This is a genomic window from Tropicibacter sp. Alg240-R139 (assembly GCF_900537075.1).
In the GTDB taxonomy this organism is placed as follows: Bacteria; Pseudomonadota; Alphaproteobacteria; order Rhodobacterales; family Rhodobacteraceae; genus Falsiruegeria.
In genome coordinates this window covers 896,867-915,731 of sequence record NZ_UNRA01000002.1, presented here as the reverse complement: position 1 = coordinate 915,731, position 18,865 = coordinate 896,867, and the positions used below count along the sequence as shown (strand labels likewise).

Here is an 18,865-nt window from a genome sequence, read left to right as displayed (position 1 = left end):
TTATCCTCCGTCTTGGGTTGACCGATCCAGATAGTAGGTCAGCACGGTCTTGGCCGTTTCGATAAATCTGATGTTGCGGGCGTGCCCACCATCTTCGTCCAGACGCGAAGAAATCCAACCCACATATGTGGCTGCCCGCAGCGCCATGAACAGATCAAGAGGTTTGGTGTCGATCGGACGTTCTGCGCGATACCCTGACAGCAGCGCAGACTTGAGGTCGCGGTAGTCCGGCTCGTCCAGATTCTTGATCAACGTGGTAGCTACGTCAAACAGCCGAAAGCCAAAACCGGCGTCGTCAAAGTCGATGAACCGAACCTGTGCACCGTCGACCATCACATTTTCACGAACCAGATCGGCATGGATCAGGCCATAATCCAGTTCGGGCTGCAACAGTTCGAGGTCACGACATGCAGCTTCTCGAAATCTGTCGAACAATTGGCGGTCTTTGCGGTTCAACGTGGGGTTCTCCCAGAACCTGTCCCACAACGGGGTTCTCCCCAAAAGTCCATCCCGATTCCAAGACCAACGCGTAAAGTCGGCCGGAGGTGTCCAGGCGTCACTGATGCGGTGCAGCCGGACCATCTCGCGCCCGATGGCGCGAAACGCGCCAGCACGGTCAGGGTGATCAATGCTCGCACCTGTCGCCCCAAGGGGCCGACCTGGCAACCAGGTCAAAACGTCCACCTGTGCCCCTTCGACAATCTGCAAATACCGCCCATCCTTGGCGGCAATTGGCGTTGGTACACCGACGCCACCTTTGCCGATGGCGGCAAGCCAGCGCAATTCCGAGTGCAGGGCCGCGTCCGAATGCAGGCCTTGACGATGGAGGCGCAAAGCGTACGATTCAGCTCCAAAATCCACACGGTAGACGTGGTTCTCGCGCGTAGCGATCAATGTCACTTGCGCGTCCTCAAACCCCCAAAGCCCTAAGGCCTGTTGGACCACTTCGCTCATCGGTGTAGCGGTATTTCGGCCAGAACGTCGTCCAGCGTGTCGATTAACAGGTCTGCGTTTTCGATCGAAAACGGCATCGGAGGGCGGATTTTAAGTGCATTTTTGTGCCGCCCAAGTTTCGATAAGATAATGCCCCGGCGCCTGAGTGCGTTGATCACCCGGTCGGTGAAGTCGCTGGCCGGTTCCCTAGTATCCCGGTCCGTCACCATTTCGGCACCGAAAATCAAACCCGAGCCTCGGACATCGCCAATCGCTTCGTGCTTTTGCGCCAATGCGCCAAGCCTACGCCGTGCGTGGTCTCCAACTGTCTTTGCATGGGCCAGCAGGTTCTTGTCTTCAATCTCTTCCAACACCGCCATTGCCGCTGCGCAGGACACCGGATTGCCACCAAAGGTGTTGAAGTAGCGATACCCCTCGCGAAATTTATTCAGGATGTCTGACCGGGTCACAACGCCGCCAACCGGGTGGCCGTTGCCCATAGGCTTGCCCAGAGTCATGACGTCGGGCACCACACCCATTTTCTGATGTCCCCACAGATGGGTTCCTGTACGGCCAAAGCCCGATTGAACCTCGTCACAGATCAACAGCCCACCTGCCTTGCGCACGACCTCGGCTGCAGGTTTGAGCCATCCATCTGGGTGATCCGGGAACCCCTCGTTCAGAAAATAGGGGCAGACGATCAACGCGGCAAAGCCAACGCCAGATGCCTCATGCGCGTGGATCTGTTCCGCGATAGCCTCGGCGAACTTGGCTCCGTCCGGGTCCGGGTTGCGATAGCTGTCGGGGGCCTGAACAAAGCGAAGGAACTGCTCCAGCCCAAAGCCCACTGTCGGCACGTTGGAGCAGCTTAACTGACTGACCAGCGACGTGTTTCCGTGATAGGTCGCGTCAGTGGCAATGATGCCCCGCTTGCCAGTCATCCCCTCGGCCATGCGCAAAGCAATATCGTTAGCTTCGGATCCGGTACATGTCAGAATCGCGGTGTCCAGAGTTGCGTCCATCGTGCCGGTTAGCTTTTCAACATACTCCAGAATACCGTCGTGCAGATACCGCGTGTGGGTGTTCAGCGTCGCTGCCTGTTGGCAGATCGCCTCGACCACGCGCGGGTTACAATGACCCACATGCGGCACATTGTTGTAACAATCCAGATACTTGCGCCCGTCCGCATCCCACAGCCAGACGCCCTCGCCGCGCACCACATGCAACGGCTCGTCATAAAAGGTCGAAACATTAGGCCCCAACAGACGGGCCCGACCTTCGATCAACGCGGCAGATTTTGCAGGCAGAGTCATGCGGTCATCCCTTGATCAAAGCTTGATCCATGCGGTCTTGAGGTCGGTGTATTTTTCCAGCGCATGCAGGGACTTGTCGTGCCCGTTCCCGGATTGCCCTACTCCCCCCAGCGGAACCGTCATGTCCGCGCCGCCATAGGTGTTCACGTGCACAACGCCGGTACGTATGCCCGCGATCATGCGATGTGCGCGACCAAGGTTCGATGTCCAGACCCCCCCTGCCAAACCATATACGGTCGCATTGGCCAGTCGGATCGCCTCCGCCTCATCCTTGAAGGGTGTCACGGCAAGAACCGGACCAAAGACCTCGTTTTGAAACAGCGTGTCAGTTTCCTTGACCCCGGCCATCACCGTGGGCGCCATGTAGTAGCCGCCCGTGTCAGTCAGGATGCGGTCCCCCCCTGTGCGCCGTTCAGCGCCTTCTGCCTCGGCCGTCGTGACAAAGTTCAGGTTCGCTTCCAACTCGGGTAGGCTGTGAACTGCGCCAATCTGGCTGTTCAAATCCAGCGGGTCACCTACACGAAAGGCCCGTGCGTGGCGCGTGATTTCGGCCACGAAATCCTCGTAAATCTCCTCTTGCACCAGCAGCCGTGAGCCCGCGACGCAAACCTGACCCGAGTTGCGGAAGACCCCCGCAGCGGAAACTTTGGCAGCCTCGGACAGATCGGGCGCATCACCAAAGACGATGTTGGCGGATTTGCCGCCCAGTTCCAGATAGCAGCGTTTCAGGTTTGATCGGGCGGAATATTCTAGCAACCGTCGCCCGGTCGCCCCAGATCCGGTGAACACCATGATGTCCACGTCCATCGACAATGCCAGTGCCTCACCGACGACAGCGCCGCGTCCGGTGACAACGTTGAATACCCCATCTGGCACACCTGCTTCAGCCGCCAATTCGGCTATCTTCAACAGACTGAGAGAGGCCGTTTCGGACGGCTTCAACACCACTGAGTTGCCCATGGCGAGTGCCGGGGCGATTTTCCAACTGCCGATCATCAGCGGGAAATTCCACGGCACGATGACACCTACTACGCCCACCGGCGCGTGGTGGATCAGCCCCAGAACGTCCTTGCCCGTGGGGGCCACCTGACCATACAGCTTGTCGATAGCCTCGGCGTAGTAGCGGAACGTTGCCGCCGCCGAATATGCTTCGGCCTTCAGCGCCATGTTGATCTCGGTCCCATTGTCGCGCACGCCCAGAACGGCCAGCTCCAGCGCGCGGCTGTCGATCAGATCGGCAAGCTTGAGCAGAACTTTTTTACGCCCGGCAGGTGCGATGCGAGACCAGCGGCCATCGTCAAAAGCCATCCGTGCTGCACGAACGGCTGCATCAACATCTGCGGCACTGCCGTCTGCAATCCGGGTCAGCGGTTGGCCGTTAATGGGCGATAGAACCTCTATTTGCGCGCCCGTTTCGCCGGAACAAAACGCGCCGTTTATGAAGTGATCGCGCGGGGTAACGGCCTGCGCCCGCAATGCGTCGATCGAAGGTTGATCCATCGGATTATCCTTGTTGTGTCGTGTCTTCGTCGCCCGTGGGCTGTGGTTTCAGGCGGTCGCGATGTTCCTGCACCAGCGTGCGGATATGCAGCGCTATGATCAGCAGGATCATCACAAACAGGATCGCGGCAATTGGCCTGTCGATGAAATCAAGCGGGGATTTGACCCGCGCCATGGCGCTGCGCAGCTTAACCTCCATGATCCCGCCCAGAACCATTCCTAGAATGATCGGCACAATTGGCAGGTTCAGGCGTTTCAGGATTAGGCCGAAAACCCCGAAGCCCGCTGCGATGGCACAATCTGTGACCGAGTTGCGCAGGCTGAACACGCCGACAAACGACAGCGTCAGAATCATAACGCCCAGAAACCGCGTCGGGATCTGGATGATCTTGAGCAACAGATTGGTCGAAAACAGCAAGAACACTAGCACGATCACGTTCAACAGGATCAGCGCCATGTAAAGCGCCAAGACGAAGTCCATCTGATCAGCAAAGAGCTGCGGGCCGGGGATCACGTTGTGCACATAGAACACCGACAGCATCATCGCAGTCAGGGCTTCGCCCGGAATGCCAAGCGCCAAGAGCGGGATCATTGCAGCACCCGGTACGGCGTTGTTGGCGGCCTCGGACGCGACCAATCCCTCCGGTGAGCCATCGCCGAACTTGTCTGGATCTTTCGACGTCTTCTGCGCATAGGTGTAGGATAGGAATTGCGAGGTGAACTCACCCGTGCCCGGCACCATGCCCATCAATACGCCCAAGGACGACGACACCGTGGCGATGCGTTTCAATCCAAGCAGTTCCTTGAGACCCGCAAAGATGTTGCCCTTTACATGCGCCTCGCCCGGTGCATGGTCTCGATCAACGAGCAGCAAAAGCGCTTGACTGATCGCAAACAGACCCAGAACCACCACGATCAAGTTGATGCCGGACGACAGCCAACTTTGATCAAAGGTAAAGCGTTTGGTGTATTTGACCGGTTCCAGCCCCACGGTGTTCAGGAACATGCCAAAGCTCGCAAGCATTGCTGCCGAAAACGTCTGTCCGCGATGCGCCAGGACGACCAACAGGATGCCCATTAAGGCCGCCAGGAAAATCTCACGGCTGCCGAAATGCGGCGCGACCCACGCCAGCACAGGCGACAGGATGATCAGGCAGAGGATTGAAAAGATGCCACCAAAGAAGGACGCCGAATAGGCCAGCGACAAGGCCCGGTGCCCCTCGCCCCGCTTGGTCATCGGATAACCGTCATAGGTTGTCAGCGCGTTGACCGCGGTGCCGGGGGTGTTGATCAGAATGGCCGGAATCGCCCCGCCATACATCGAAGAGCCGTAGATACCCAAAAGCAGCGTTAATCCTACGATAGGTTCAAAAGAAAAGGTCGCGGGCAACAGGATGGCAATGGCCACAGCCGCGCCCACACCGGGCAAAGCGCCGATGATCACACCACCCACCGAGCCGATGATCAGTGCAACAACCACCTGCCATTGCGCCAGGATCGCAAAACCGGAAATCAGGTTGTCCATGAAAACCTCACAGGTAAGTCAGGGCAAAGACGCGGATCGAATCCGGCAACTGCTCATAAATTTTGCCTGCCGGGATGTTTACTTGCAGCAGCGCGCGAAACAGCACAGCCACGACAACCGCAAAGATGACAGAAAGGCTGAGTACGCTAGCTGTGCGAAACCCGGTTCTTAGGGCCAGGAAGACAACGAAGAGGATTGTCGATGGCAAGTAGCCCAGCCAGGGAACGGCGACCACGTAGATCAGGAAATAGGCAACGTATTCCAGCGAGAGTAGCCAGAACCCGACCTCTTTCCAACGGCCTGGAATGCGAGGCGACAGAGCAGAGCTAAGCAGGTGCAAAGCGCTGAAGATGACCATGCCCCAGATCGCAACGGTGGGCCAAAGCGCAGGTTGGGCAAACCATTTGGTGCGTTTCACCACCTTGGTCTCGGACCCCAATTGACTGAGCAGGAACAGAGCAAAGGCCAGAAAGACCACCGCAAAGACGATGTCGCCAGGGCGGCGATACCGTCGGAACATGTCTTGGAGTGTTTTAGCGATCATCCGGTCCGCTCCCTTTTTGAAACGGGGCGTAGGGTCATAACCTGCGCCCCATTAGATATTATTCGCCCAGAATCTCGGCGATTTTGGCGAATGACGCCTTGTCTTGCTCGATTTGAGCGTTGGATGCGTCCGGATCCTGCCAGTAGACCAGCGCACCAGTTTCGGTGGCCAAAGCTTTGGCTTTGTCCGAAGAGAGCGCTTTCTGAGCGGCTGCGCTGATCTTTTCGCGCGCATCGGCGGGCGTGTCCTTGTGCACGAACAGACCGTTCCACAGGGCCAGCGGCAAATCGGGATTGATCTCGACAACTGTCGGCGTGTCCGGGATCAGCGAGATGCGTTCGCCGCCGATGCTGGCCAAGATGTTCACGTCATCCAGACAGGGCAGAACCAATTGCAGCGTGGTGTTGATCACATCCACATCGCCCGACGCCAGCGTGTTGCAATCCAACGCGTCAAAGGCCGCTTCGCTGGCAAAGTCAAAACCGCTGCCAACAGCCGCCGCAAACGTCACCTGAGTAGGCGGTAGGACCGAGCCAAAGTGACCAAGCGCCAGATCGTTGTCTTTGCCATGCGCAGCCAGCTCTTCCCAGGTCGAGTAAGGCGCGCTTTTGCTGGACGCGATCACGAACGGATAGGTCAGGAAGATCCCGATTGGATCAAACGGGTTGGGATTCAGTTCGGGAATTCCGATCTCAGGCCCGATAATCGGAACACCGATAACGAAAGAACCGATGGTATAGCCATCACCCGGAGCAGTGGCGACTTCGACTGCGCCAGGGAATGGCCCCCCGCCCCCGCCGGGCTTGTTCACCACCGCTGCAGGTACACCGTACATCGACTGAAACTCATCCGCGATCATACGGGTCAGCACGTCTTCCAGATCACCCGGAGGCCACGGAACCACAAAGGTCACCGGCTTTTCAGGATACTCGGCCAGAGCGGCGGTTGCGGATGCTGCAAGAGCCGCAGCTGCGAGAATTTTCTTCATTGACACCTCCCAAAGTTGGTTCAATAAATGAACCGCGTTAACAAATATAATGTTGCGTTGTTAACCTCATTCTGTCAAGTATGACGTGAGCCTAGGAGAGAATTCGCATGGGGACGGCCCTTAACGCGCTTAAATTATTGGATTTTTTTTCCGCCTCTCGACCCGAAATAGGGCTGAGTCAGCTGGCGCGCCTGGCAGGAGCGAACAAGGCAACCGTTTTACGGCATCTGCGTTCGATGGAGGACTTTGGCTTGATCGAACAGAATCCAATGACCAAATTCTACGCAATTGGCCCCGCCGCCATTCGGCTCGCCGCTCTGCGCGAAGCTGCCAATCCCCGGCTGGACGCCGCACGCCTGAGAATGCAAACCGCCATGCAGGAGGTTGGCGAGAGCCTGCACCTGTCGTTTCTGGAAAAGGACATCCTACAGACAGCGCTGGTGGTAGAAACCACCAAGCACACCGTGCGCGTCAGCCTTGATCCGACCGAGGTCATGCCCATCAATGCCACCGCATCCGGCCTGAGCATGTTGTGTTACGGTCCGCCTGCGCTGAAGAGCCAGATGAACACCGACCAACTGCAGGGTTTCACCAAGGAAACCCTGACTGATCCCGATCAGATCCGCGCGCAAATTGAAACGATCCGTCGCCGGGGCTGGTCGAACAGCAACGGCAGTTATGAGCTGGGCGTCCACGGCTTTGCCGCGCCGATCTTTGGCATTGACCGCGTAGCCATCGGAACGGTGGCCTTTGCCATGCCGGAAAATCGCGCCACGGACAATCGAAAGCCTGCCATTTTGATCGCTCTGCATACCCTGGCCAAGGATCTGACTGCGATCTTTGGCGGCCAAATACCCGACTCATTTCCACCCGCATTTCACCCATAGCCGACGCAATGCGCCGTCGATCGCCGCAACCCCGAGGAGAGACCTGATATGAAAGATTCCAACTTTCTGAAGGAAAACAACGCGCGCCACTTCTGGCATCCGATGGCGCACCCCGCTGATAGCCAAAAGAACCCGCCAACCATCCTGACAGGTGGTGAAGGTGTCCATATCATCGACGTTGACGGCCACCGGGCGCTTGACGCCGTTGGCGGCCTTTGGAACGTGAACCTTGGGTATTCATGCGATCCGGTGAAGCAGGCGATTTCCGACCAGTTGAACGCCCTGCCCTACTATTCGACATTTCGGGGCACCTCGAATGACAAGGCTATTGAACTGTCGTACGAACTGGCCCAGTTCTTTGAGGCCGATGGGCTGACGCGCGCATTCTTTACGTCCGGCGGTTCAGATTCGGTTGAAATCGCGCTGAAAATGGCGCGCCAGTACCACAAAGTACGCGGGCAAGAAGGGCGCACCAAGTTTATCAGCCTAAAGCAGGGCTACCACGGCACACATTTTGCCGCCGCATCCGTCAACGGCAATCAAAAGTTCCGCGCCGCGTATGAACCAATGATGCCGGGCTGTTTCCACGTTCCCTCGCCTTGGACCTATCGCAATCCGTTTGACGAGACCGACCCCGAACGCCTGGCCCAACTGTGCGTCAAAGCACTTGAAGCCGAGATCGCGTTTCAAGGCGCGAACACTGTCGCAGCCTTTATCATGGAGCCCGTTCTGGGTGCCGGCGGCGTGATCCCGCCGCACAAAAGCTTCATGCCGATGGTGCGCGAGCTTTGTTCGAAGCATGGCATCTTGTTGATCTCGGACGAGATCATCACTGCCTTTGGGCGCACCGGCAGCGAAAGCGGGGCGCGGCATTGGGGGGTGCAGCCTGACATCATGACCACCGCCAAGGCGATCACCAATGGCTATTTCCCTTTTGGTGCAGCGATGATTTCGGGCGCTGTGGCCGAGGTGTTTGAAAGCGACACCACAGGAAAGGCCTCGATTGATCAAGGTTACACCTACTCAGGCCATCCTGTGGGGGCCGCTGCGGCCCTGGCCGCGCTGGCCGAAATAAAACGGCTGCGGGTGTGGGAGAATGCAGCCGTTCGCGGGACCGAGCTGTATGCGGGACTTCAGCGGCTGAAGGAAAAGCACGACGTCGTTGGCGATGTTCGTGGCGGAGAGGGTCTGATGTGCGCGCTCGAGCTGGTCTCGGACCGTGACACCAAAACGCCCGTCGCCAAACATGTGCCGCTGCAGGTGCAAAAAGCGGCCTATGAGGATGGCGTTATGGTCCGCGTGTCCGGCAACAACATCATCCTGTCGCCGCCGCTGATCATCACATCTGACGATGTGAACAAGATCCTGTCAGCGCTCGACAACGGGTTGTCTGCGGTTTGACCGCCCTTCGGCCCCGTTGCCCATCAACGGGGTCAGACTTTGACCGCTTGTAGCTCTTCCAGAAGATCCAGCAGTTGGTCCAGCTTGTCCTGCCCCATCTGCTCTTGGATGGTGGTGTAGATGGCAAGCGATGTTCCCAGGTTCGCCTCAAGGATCTGTCGCCCGACATCGGTGATCTTGACCTGGGTTCGACGCTTGTCGTTGGTGTCCTGACGCCGCGTGATCTGGCCGTCCGCCTCCATCGTGCGCAAAATACGCGTCAGGCTGGGGAGCAGCAGGCAGGCCTCTTTCGAAATCGTGCTCTGCTCGACCTCACCCATCTCGTGCAGAACGCGCAGAATGCGCCATTTCTGTTCGGTCAGATGAATGTCTTGCAGCATGTCGCGAATGGGGGCCATCACGGTTTCCCGAGCCCGCAACAGTGCAATTGGCAGCGCACGCGAGGTGCTTTTTGTTTGGCTTTCTTGCGTCATGATTGCCTTCTAGAGCGGTGATCGGAAAATTGCAAAGATTAACAAAGCAAGCACTTGACACGTGATGCGTAAATTACTAAACATATTTACTAATAGAAGGAGAAACCATGCCTCATTTCCACGTCGAATATTCCGGCAATCTTGCGGACCGCGTCGACATGGATGGCCTGTGCGAATGCATCCGGGCCACGGCGGCAGCGATCGACACCTTCCCCATGCCTGGCATCCGCGTCCGGGCCACGCGCGTCGATCACTATGCCATTGCCGATGGCAACCCTGCGCATGGTTTCATCGACATTTCGATCCGCTTGCGCGCGGGCCGTTCCGACGACGTCAAACGCGACGCAACGCAGCGGATTTTTGAGGCGGCAAAGACCTATCTCGAACACGCCTTTGCCCAATATTCCATCGCGCTCTCGCTTGAGATGCGCGACATCGTCCCCGACCTGTCGCCCAAGACCGGGACTATCCGTGACCATCTGACCGCGACCAAACAGGAGAGCTGAGCCATGAGCGCCTTGGAAACCAACATCGAAAAACTGGCCGGTCATCTGGCACGCTTCAAGGAAACGGGTATCAAGAACCGCGTCGCGGGCGAGGATCGCGATGGTTCGGGAGGCGTGTTTCAAACCACATCGCCCGTCGACAAGTCGGTGATCTGCGACGTGGCTCATGGCACGGCTGCCGACATCGACACTGCCACGCAGGCCGCGCATGATGCCTTTCCGGCCTGGCGTGACATGCCCGCGACCGAGCGTCGGCGCATCCTGCTAAACGTCGCCGAAGCAATCGAGGCACGCGCCGAGGAAATCGCGCTGTGCGAATGCTGGGACACCGGCCAGACATGGCGGTTCATGTCCAAAGCGGCGCTGCGCGGGGCCGAAAATTTTCGCTTCTTTGCCGATCAGGTGGTGCAGGCACGCGATGGACAGCACCTGAAATCGCCCACGCTGATGAATGTCACCAGCCGTGTGCCCTTGGGCCCTGTGGGCGTGATTACCCCTTGGAACACACCTTTCATGCTTTCAACTTGGAAGATCGCTCCGGCGCTGGCCGCAGGCTGCACCGTTGTCCACAAACCGGCAGAAGATAGCCCCCTGACCGCCCGCCTGCTGGTGGAAATCGCAGAAGAGGCCGGCCTGCCCAAAGGTGTGCTGAACACTGTGAACGGCTTTGGTCCCGATGCAGGTAAAGCGCTTTGTGAGCACCCCAAGATCAAGGCCATTGCTTTTGTCGGTGAGAGCGCCACCGGCAGCAAGATCGTCAAGCAGGGCGCCGACACGCACAAGCGCAACCATCTGGAACTGGGCGGCAAAAACCCGGTCGTCGTGTTTGATGATGCCGACCTGGACCGCGCGCTGGATGCCGTGATTTTTATGATCTACTCGATCAACGGCGAACGCTGCACGTCATCCTCGCGCCTGCTGGTGCAGGACACCATCAAGGAGGAGTTCGAGGCAAGGTTGATCGAGCGCGTGAACAACATCAAAGTCGGTCATCCATTGGACCCGGCAACCGAGATTGGCCCGCTTGTAACCCAAGAGCACTACAACAAAGTCACCAGCTATTTTGACATCGCCAAAGATGACGGTGCGACCATAGCCGCTGGTGGCGTGAAAATTGGCGATGACGGGTATTTCATCCGCCCTACTCTTTTTACCAACGCCACCAATGATATGCGCATCGCGCGGGAAGAGATCTTTGGCCCCGTTCTGACCTCAATTCCCTTCGCGACCGAAGAAGAGGCGCTGCAGGCGGCCAACGACACCGAATATGGTCTGACCGGATATCTGTGGACCAACGATTTGACCCGCGCCCTTCGCATGACCGAGCGTATGGAAGCCGGGATGATCTGGGTGAACTCTGAAAACGTCCGCCACCTGCCAACACCCTTTGGCGGGGTCAAGGCATCCGGCATTGGCCGTGACGGCGGTGATTGGTCGTTCGAGTTTTACATGGAGCAAAAGCACATCGGTTTTGCCATGGGCCAGCACAAGATCATGCAGCTCGGCAACAGTTGAGCCCATCACGTCGCGCGAACCCACTCAAACTCCAGGAGGAGACCATGGGAGAAATCGTTCTTGCCGCCAAGATGACTCACGTGCCCACCATGCTCATGTCCGAGCAGGACGGGCCCGTGAAAGGCAAACGTCAGGCCGCCATCGACGGTCACCGCGAAATCGCACGGCGCGCCAAGGCATTGGGCGCGACCACGGTGGTGATCTGCGACACCCATTGGGTGATCAACGCCGGGTTCCACATTAACGCCAATACGCGGTTCGAGGGGCTGTTCACCTCGAACGAGTTCCCGCAGTTCATCCAAGACTTGCCCTACGACTATCAAGGCAACCCCGAACTGGGTGATGCGATTGCCAAGGTCGCCTCCGACAAGGGTGCCTATACGCTGTGTCATCATCTGGACAGTCTGGAACTGGAATACGGCACGCTCGTTCCGATGCGCTTCATGAGCCGTGAACACGACATGAAGATCGTTTCGATCGCTGCTTGGGCCACGGTTCATGGTCACGACGAAAGCCGTGTGGTGGGCGAAGCCATTCGCGAGGCGATCGAAGCCAGCGACGAAAAAGTGTTGCTCGTGGCCTCAGGCTCGCTGAGCCACAAGATCTGGCCCAACAAGGATTACGCCGCCAACAACGGCACATTCACCATCAGTTCGGAATTCAACCGACAGATGGACTTGCATGTGCTCGAGATGTGGAAGGCCGGTGATCATGCCACCTTCCTCAAGATGCTGGGCGACTATGCCACCTTGTGCTGCGGCGAAGGGTCCATGCATGACACGGCGATGCTGTACGGTGCGCTCGGCTGGGATAGCTATAACAAGAAATGCGAGGTCGTAACTGCGTATTTCCCCAGCTCCGGCACCGGCCAAACCAACGTGATATTCCCTGTCCACTGACATCCGCGCCATTTTCTTTCAAAGAAAATGGTCCAGAATTTTGAAAAATTCTGGGCGCTGACCGCAAACCGAGGAGACCCTGATGCCCATCCCCGCACCCAACCTCTACCCCGATTTCAACACTATCCGCCTGAGTCACGTGTGCCTGAACGTCAACGATCTTGCTGCTTCAAGCAAGTTTTATACCGACATTCTGGGGCTTCAAATTTCAGACGAAAGCGACAGCCATGTCTATCTTCGCGCGATGGAGGAACGTGGCCACCACTGCGTGATCCTGCAGAAATCGGACCAACCCGGCACGGTCGAGGTCATGGGGTTCAAGACCTTCGACGAAGATGATCTGGACAAGGCCGAGGTTTACTTTAAGTCCAAGGGTCGCCCGACATCCTGGGTCGAGCGCCCCTACCAGGGTCGCACGCTGCTCACCTCGGACAACATGGGCATACCGTTGGAATTCTATCACAAGATGGACCGGCTGGAGCCGATCCATCAGAAATACGCGCTCTATCGTGGGGTCAAACCGCTGCGGATCGACCATTTCAACTGTTTCTCAAGCAACGTCGATGACAGCGTGACGTTCTACAGCGACTTCGGGTTCCGCGTGACCGAATACACCGAAGACGAAGAAAGCAAGCGCCTTTGGGCGGCATGGATGCACCGCAAGGGCGGCGTGCATGACATGGCATTCACCAATGGCAAGGGCCCGCGCATGCACCACGTGGCGTTCTGGGTCCCTACCCCGCTCAACATCATCGACCTGCTCGATCTGATGTCCACCACCGGCTACGTCGACAACATTGAACGCGGCCCCGGTCGCCACGGCATCTCGAACGCATTCTTCCTTTACATCCTCGACCCCGATGGTCACCGGATCGAGATCTACTGCTCGGACTATCAAACCGTCGATCCCGATCTGGAGCCGATCAGGTGGGACCTCAAAGACCCACAGCGCCAGACCCTCTGGGGTGCTGCCGCGCCGCGCAGCTGGTTCGAGCACGGCACCGAATTTGTGGGCGCCGAGGTGAAAGAACCCGATCTGGCCGCTACACCTATCATCGCACCGTAAGGGGCCGATATGATCAAGCTCAACGACCCGACCCTGATGCGTCAGGCCGCCCTTGTGGGCGGTCAGTGGATCGAGGCGGATGAAACTGACCTAGCGGTTACCAACCCCGCGACGGGCGACGTGATCGGCCATGTTCCGAACCTTGGCTCGGATGAAACCCGCGCCGCTATCGCCGCCGCGCAGACGGCGCAAAAATCCTGGGCCAAGCGCACCGCCAAGGACCGCGCGCGGATTCTGTGCCGTTGGTTTGATCTGATGATGGAGCATCAGGACGATCTGGGTGCCATCCTGACCGCCGAGCAAGGCAAACCCCTCGCCGAGGCCAAAGGCGAGATCGCCTATGGTGCATCTTTCATCGAATGGTTCGCCGAAGAGGCGCGCCGCACCTACGGCGATGTCACACCCGGTCATGCGCCAGACAAGCGGATCATCACCATCAAGCAATCCATAGGCGTCGTGGCCGCGATCACGCCTTGGAACTTTCCCAACGCGATGATCACCCGCAAGGCAGGTCCGGCATTTGCCGCAGGCTGCGCCATGGTGTTGAAGCCAGCAAGCCAGGCGCCATTTTCGGCCATTGCTCTAGCGGCCTTGGGCGAACGCGCGGGCCTGCCTGCCGGGCTATTCTCGGTCATCACCGGGTCCGACCGTGCGATCGGGGCCGAAATGACCGGCAATCCGACCGTCCAAAAGCTGACGTTTACCGGTTCGACTGAAATTGGCGCGATGCTCTACGCTCAATGCGCTCCCACAATCAAGAAATTGGGGTTGGAACTGGGCGGCAATGCGCCCTTCATCGTGTTTGATGACGCTGATCTGGACGCCGCCGTCGAAGGCGCGGCGATCACCAAGTTCCGCAACAACAGCCAGACCTGTGTCTGTGGCAACCGGATCTACGTACAGGCCGGTGTCCATGACACTTTTGCCAGGAAACTCGCGGCCAAGGTTGCCAAACATGTTGCCGATGCCGCATCCAAGGGTGCGACCGTCACCCTAGGTGGCAAGGCACACGCGCTTGGCGGGGTCAAGATGTCCGGCCTGGGCCGCGAGGGATCGCGCTATGGTCTGGATGACTTTATGGAACTGAAATACCCGTGCATGGGGGGCATTGATGCCCCCGAGGAGGCCTGATGCGCTTTGCCACTTACACCGCCAATGGCGAAAGCCACTTTGGAGCAATCACCGACGCGGGCGCAGTTGCGCTGAACGATGCCTTTCCGGGGCGCGCGAGCCTCTATGAGGTCATCGCGGCGGGTGAATTCGACAAACTGGCCGGGACCGCCAAAGGCAAACCCGTCACCCACACCGAGTTCACCTACGATATGGTGATGCCCGACGTGCGCCGTATCCTGTGCGTTGGCGTGAACTTTCCCGACCGCAATGCGGAATACAAAGATGGCAGCGCACAGCCAAAATACATGTCGCTTTTTCCGCGTTTTGCCAGCGGGTTCACTGGCCATGACCGACCGCTGATCCGCCCGCCAGAGAACCACACGCTGGATTACGAGGGCGAGGTCGCCATCATCATCGGCAAGGGCGGGCGTCGAATTTCCCAAGACTACGCCTATGACCATATCGCTGCGCTAACCCTTTGTAATGAGGGGACGATCCGAGATTGGGTCCGCCACGCCAAATTCAACGTCACCCAGGGCAAGAACTGGGACAACTCCGGCGCCATCGGCCCCTGGCTGGTGCCCTTCACCGATGCCGCGCAGCTGGATGATGCACGCATTCAAACCCACGTGAACGGCGAACTGCGGCAAGACGATACGCTCAACCGTATGATGTTCCCGATCCGACGCGAGATCGAATACATCTCGACCTTCATGACAATGCAGCCCGGCGACATCATCGTCACTGGCACACCCACAGGGGCTGGCGCGCGATTTGATCCGCCAAAATACCTGATCCCCGGTGACGTGGTCGAGGTTTCGGTCGATGGCATCGGAACCCTGCGCAACACGGTGGAGGATGAACAAGTATGACACCAGATGATCACGCCCGTGCCGCCTCTGATCTGTTGCAGGCCGAGAGGATCGGCCAACAAATCGGCTTGCTGACCTTGCGCCACCCCGAAATGGGGATGGATGACGCATACGAAGTGCAGAACGCCATCTACCGGGCCAAGCTGGCCCAAGGGCGGCGCGTGATCGGTTGGAAGATCGGGCTAACCTCGAAAGCGATGCAATACGCCTTGAACATCGACATCCCGGACAGTGGCATACTGTTCGATGACATGGGTTTTGACACTGGCACGACTGTGCCCGCGGGTCGGTTCATCCAACCGCGGATCGAGGCCGAGATTGCTTTTGTCATGAAATCAGAGCTTGGCGGCGAGAATGTCACCCGAGACGATGTGATTGCCGCCACAGACTATGTTGCTCCGTCGATCGAGATCCTGGACACGCGGATTCAGCGCGCTGACCCAGAAACCGGCAAGGCGCGCACCGTCTATGACACAATAAGCGACAATGCCGCCAATGCCGGCATCGTACTGGGGTCGGAACGGCACACTACGGACGCCTTTGACCTGCGGTGGGTCGGCGCGGTCACTTCGCGCAACGGCGAGGTCGAAGAGACCGGCCTGGGTGCTGGCGTGTTGAACGATCCGGTCGAAAGCGTGGCCTGGCTCGCCCGACGCATGGCGCAATATGGTCAAAGCATCGAACCCGGTCAGGTGATCCTGTCCGGCAGTTTCATTCGCCCTGTCGAATGCCCTTCGGGCGCCGAAATTCACGCCGATTTCGGCGCGTTCGGATCGGTCGACATCAACTTTGCCTAAGGGACCCGCCCATGCCTGCACCTCATAACGGCTTCAAGACCGCTCTGGCCAATGGCCAGCCCCAAATCGGATGCTGGGTTGGGATGGCCAATGCCTATGCCGCCGAGATTGCCGCCACCGCCGGGTTCGACTGGCTCCTGGTGGATGGCGAACATGCACCCAACGATCTGAGATCGATCCTGGAACAGGTGCGCGTGATCGAAAGTTCAGGCAGCCACCCGGTTGCGCGTCTGCCCGTTGATGAGAACTGGATGATCAAGCAATACCTGGACGCAGGTGTGCAAACGCTGCTGGTGCCCATGGTGGAAAGCGGCGATCAAGCGAGGGAACTTGTCCGGGCCGTGCGCTACCCGCCGCGTGGCGTGCGCGGCGTTGGTTCGGCCCTAGCGCGCGCCTCGCGCTTTGCCGCAATTCCGGATTACCTGACGACAGCGGATCAACAGATCTGTCTGCTGGTGCAGGTCGAAAACCGTGCCGGGCTGGCCGCACTCGACGACATTCTGGCAACAGATGTGGATGGCGTGTTCATCGGCCCCTCGGACCTTGCAGCGGACATGGGGCACATCGGCCAGGCAGGCCATCCAGACGTTGTCGATGCGGTGCTGGGCGCAGCCCACCGGATCGTCGCCGCTGGCAAGGCGGCAGGCATCTTGACACTGGACCCGGTAATGCAGCGCAAGTGTCTGGACCTTGGCGCGACATTTGTGGCAACCGACATCGACGTAACCTTGTTTGCCAAATCCATGCGCGCCTCGGCCAAAGCCGGTCGGAACCTGCTGCACCCAGACAACAGCTGAAAGCCCCATGCCAGACCCCATTTACGCCATCGGCGACATTCACGGCCAAATTGACATGTTGCACGCGGCGCTGACCCGAATCGAGGCAGACGGCGGACGCGATGCGAGGATTGTCTTTCTGGGGGACTACACCGACCGTGGCCCCGACAGCCGCGCGGTGCTGGAGTTGTTGATCCAAGGACAGGCAGAAGGCCGCAACTGGGTCTGCCTGCGCGGCAATCATGACCAGATCGGCGCGATGTTTCTAGAGGATTACCCCCGCAGCGATGCCCGCTTTCTGGTTGGCTATCACTGGTTGCACCCCCGGATCGGCGGGATCGAGACATTGCGGTCTTACGGCGTCGACGTGGCCGACGGTGACCGTGTCTACAAGGTGCATGCGCGCGCCAAAGCGGCTGTTCCGCAGGCACACATCGACTTTTTGACCGGACTGAAGCGCCACCATCTGGAAAACGGGGTGCTGTTCGTGCATGCAGGCGTCCAGCCCGGCGTGGCGCTGGAAGATCAAGACCCAGAAGACTTGATCTGGATCCGGGATGAGTTTCTCAACGACAAGACCCCCCATTCCTGGCTGGTGGTGCACGGCCATTCTCATGTGGATGCCCCCGAACATCACGGCAATCGGGTCAACCTGGACACCGGCGCCGCCTATGGTCACGCTCTGACTGCGGCTGTGTTTGAGGGAACAGTGTGCTGGGTTTTGGAAGAGGACGGGCGCAGGCCGCTAATGCCCTAGACGTCCGAGCGCAGGCGCTGAAACGGGCGCGTCACGATCCGGCGCGCGATCCGGGTAATGTCCAGAAACGGCTGAAGGTAGAGCACTTTCAGATCGCTCTCGGCCCCTTGCTTGCCGCCCAGGCCGAACTGAAGCTCTTGTTTCTCGGACAGATGCAGCGTGCCGAACATCCAGTCCCAGATTGCCAAGGCAGCGCCAAAATTTCGGTCATGATGCTGTTCGGCCACCGAATGGTGAATCTGATGCTGCGCGGGTGAGATCAGAAGACGCTCCAACCACCGCCAATAGCCGATCTGGATATGCGAATGGCGCAGGTTGGACCCGGTCACGTGGAAGGCGAATACCAATACGTTCACGCCAACCACAGTGGCCAGCGACACCGTTGATCCAAAGAGAAACAGAAACACCGCGACCACCGGACCCTGCGCCAAGGTCCCGCGTGAAGCGTAAAGCACCGCCTCGAGCGGATGAACACGGTAGACCGTGATCGGGGTCATGGTTGTTGCGGAATGGTGAACCTTGTGGATGCTCCACAAGATCGGGAAACGATGCATCCAACGGTGAAGCATGTACTTGGACAGGTCATCGACTACAAAGAGGGTGACCGAAAACAGGCCAACCACAACGGCTGCATTCGCCTGCTCGAACTGACCGGACGTCACGAACTCGAACCGATGAAGAAAGAAAAACACTGCCGTGGCGATGGCGATCTGTGTCAGCAGCAGCGGCGACACCAGCATCGTGATTACCTGGTTGATCACAAAGATCTTGTAATCGGCGATGGATGAGCGCGAAAATAGGATCTTGCGGTCAAAGATCGCGCCAAACGCGCCCCTGGTCGAGGATTTGCGCATCGCCACCAGAAACACCAGTGCGATCAGCACAGACAAGACGAGATAGCCAACAAAAACCCGCTTCTTGGGATTGATGAAGTCCGAGAATATCGCGGTTATTTGTTCTAGATATTCCAAACCGGGCCTTGTCGTGTTGAAGGGGTGGC

At 58.5% G+C, this 18,865-nt stretch carries 19 protein-coding genes; 11 read left to right on the top strand and 8 right to left on the bottom strand.

All coding sequences use genetic code 11. From position 1 onward, the window contains the following. Genes G6R15_RS12075 through G6R15_RS12050 form a run of 6 tightly spaced genes read right to left on the bottom strand, consistent with a single transcriptional unit; the run spans position 1 to position 6,803 of the window. A complete protein-coding gene (locus G6R15_RS12075) occupies positions 1 to 954 on the bottom strand; it encodes a phosphotransferase enzyme family protein (protein WP_164660087.1) in 954 nt (317 codons plus the stop codon). Beyond that, positions 951 to 2,246 carry an aspartate aminotransferase family protein gene (locus tag G6R15_RS12070; protein WP_164660086.1) on the bottom strand — a complete coding sequence of 432 codons (1,296 nt, stop codon included), beginning with the start codon at positions 2,244 to 2,246 and terminating at the stop codon, positions 951 to 953. Before G6R15_RS12070 ends, G6R15_RS12075 begins: the two co-directional genes overlap by 4 nt. A 15-nt stretch (positions 2,247 to 2,261) precedes the next feature. Beyond that, positions 2,262 to 3,746 (bottom strand): aldehyde dehydrogenase family protein, encoded by a 1,485-nt coding sequence (locus tag G6R15_RS12065; protein WP_164660085.1) that lies wholly within the window; start codon positions 3,744 to 3,746, stop codon positions 2,262 to 2,264. Between the two features lie 4 nt (positions 3,747 to 3,750). Further along, positions 3,751 to 5,271, bottom strand: a complete 1,521-nt coding sequence (locus G6R15_RS12060; RefSeq protein WP_164660084.1) for a tripartite tricarboxylate transporter permease — start codon at positions 5,269 to 5,271, stop codon at positions 3,751 to 3,753. A gap of 7 nt (positions 5,272 to 5,278) precedes the next feature. Next, positions 5,279 to 5,815, bottom strand: a complete 537-nt coding sequence (locus G6R15_RS12055; protein WP_164660083.1) for a tripartite tricarboxylate transporter TctB family protein — start codon at positions 5,813 to 5,815, stop codon at positions 5,279 to 5,281. A 58-nt stretch (positions 5,816 to 5,873) separates the two neighbouring features. Further along, positions 5,874 to 6,803, bottom strand: coding sequence for a tripartite tricarboxylate transporter substrate binding protein (locus G6R15_RS12050; protein WP_164660082.1), 930 nt, complete (start codon positions 6,801 to 6,803; stop codon positions 5,874 to 5,876). A gap of 107 nt (positions 6,804 to 6,910) precedes the next feature. Here G6R15_RS12050 and G6R15_RS12045 point away from each other — a divergent pair, with 107 nt between their 5' ends. Next, positions 6,911 to 7,690 carry an IclR family transcriptional regulator gene (locus G6R15_RS12045; protein ID WP_164660081.1) on the top strand — a complete coding sequence of 260 codons (780 nt, stop codon included), beginning with the start codon at positions 6,911 to 6,913 and terminating at the stop codon, positions 7,688 to 7,690. Between the two features lie 48 nt (positions 7,691 to 7,738). Further along, on the top strand, positions 7,739 to 9,091 hold the full coding sequence (locus tag G6R15_RS12040; protein WP_164660080.1) for an aminotransferase class III-fold pyridoxal phosphate-dependent enzyme: 1,353 nt from the start codon (positions 7,739 to 7,741) through the stop codon (positions 9,089 to 9,091). A gap of 32 nt (positions 9,092 to 9,123) precedes the next feature. Here the strand turns inward: G6R15_RS12040 and hpaR are convergent, their stop codons facing one another. After that, entirely contained in the window at positions 9,124 to 9,564 is a 441-nt protein-coding gene (gene hpaR, locus G6R15_RS12035) for a homoprotocatechuate degradation operon regulator HpaR (RefSeq protein ID WP_164660079.1), read from the bottom strand. Between the two features lie 107 nt (positions 9,565 to 9,671). On the opposite strand from hpaR, the gene G6R15_RS12030 reads away from it, so the two are divergent. From G6R15_RS12030 to G6R15_RS11990, 9 genes are all read left to right on the top strand, one after another. Next, positions 9,672 to 10,070 (top strand): 5-carboxymethyl-2-hydroxymuconate Delta-isomerase, encoded by a 399-nt coding sequence (locus G6R15_RS12030; protein ID WP_164660078.1) that lies wholly within the window; start codon positions 9,672 to 9,674, stop codon positions 10,068 to 10,070. Between the two features lie 3 nt (positions 10,071 to 10,073). After that, positions 10,074 to 11,585: a 5-carboxymethyl-2-hydroxymuconate semialdehyde dehydrogenase gene (gene hpaE, locus G6R15_RS12025; protein WP_164660077.1), complete on the top strand. Its 1,512-nt coding sequence runs from the start codon at positions 10,074 to 10,076 to the stop codon at positions 11,583 to 11,585. Between the two features lie 44 nt (positions 11,586 to 11,629). After that, the gene (gene hpaD, locus G6R15_RS12020; protein WP_164660076.1) at positions 11,630 to 12,484 is read left to right on the top strand and encodes a 3,4-dihydroxyphenylacetate 2,3-dioxygenase; all 855 of its coding nucleotides are present in this window, start codon (positions 11,630 to 11,632) and stop codon (positions 12,482 to 12,484) included. Between the two features lie 82 nt (positions 12,485 to 12,566). Next, entirely contained in the window at positions 12,567 to 13,550 is a 984-nt protein-coding gene (gene hpaD, locus G6R15_RS12015; protein WP_164660075.1) for a 3,4-dihydroxyphenylacetate 2,3-dioxygenase, read from the top strand. 9 nt (positions 13,551 to 13,559) lie between these two features. Continuing rightward, on the top strand, positions 13,560 to 14,681 hold the full coding sequence (locus G6R15_RS12010) for an aldehyde dehydrogenase family protein (RefSeq protein WP_240336743.1): 1,122 nt from the start codon (positions 13,560 to 13,562) through the stop codon (positions 14,679 to 14,681). Further along, positions 14,681 to 15,535, top strand: coding sequence for a fumarylacetoacetate hydrolase family protein (locus G6R15_RS12005; protein ID WP_164660074.1), 855 nt, complete (start codon positions 14,681 to 14,683; stop codon positions 15,533 to 15,535). Before G6R15_RS12010 ends, G6R15_RS12005 begins: the two co-directional genes overlap by 1 nt. Continuing rightward, complete coding sequence (gene hpaH / locus G6R15_RS12000) at positions 15,532 to 16,332, top strand: 2-oxo-hept-4-ene-1,7-dioate hydratase (RefSeq protein WP_164660073.1); 801 nt, start codon at positions 15,532 to 15,534, stop codon at positions 16,330 to 16,332. Before G6R15_RS12005 ends, hpaH begins: the two co-directional genes overlap by 4 nt. A gap of 11 nt (positions 16,333 to 16,343) precedes the next feature. Further along, complete coding sequence (locus G6R15_RS11995; RefSeq protein ID WP_164660072.1) at positions 16,344 to 17,129, top strand: aldolase/citrate lyase family protein; 786 nt, start codon at positions 16,344 to 16,346, stop codon at positions 17,127 to 17,129. Positions 17,130 to 17,136: 7 nt separating this feature from the next. After that, positions 17,137 to 17,865: a metallophosphoesterase family protein gene (locus G6R15_RS11990; protein WP_164660071.1), complete on the top strand. Its 729-nt coding sequence runs from the start codon at positions 17,137 to 17,139 to the stop codon at positions 17,863 to 17,865. Here the strand turns inward: G6R15_RS11990 and G6R15_RS11985 are convergent. Further along, entirely contained in the window at positions 17,862 to 18,836 is a 975-nt protein-coding gene (locus tag G6R15_RS11985) for a sterol desaturase family protein (RefSeq protein ID WP_164660070.1), read from the bottom strand. The two genes, G6R15_RS11990 and G6R15_RS11985, sit on opposite strands and share 4 nt — an antisense overlap. Positions 18,837 to 18,865 lie beyond the last annotated feature (29 nt).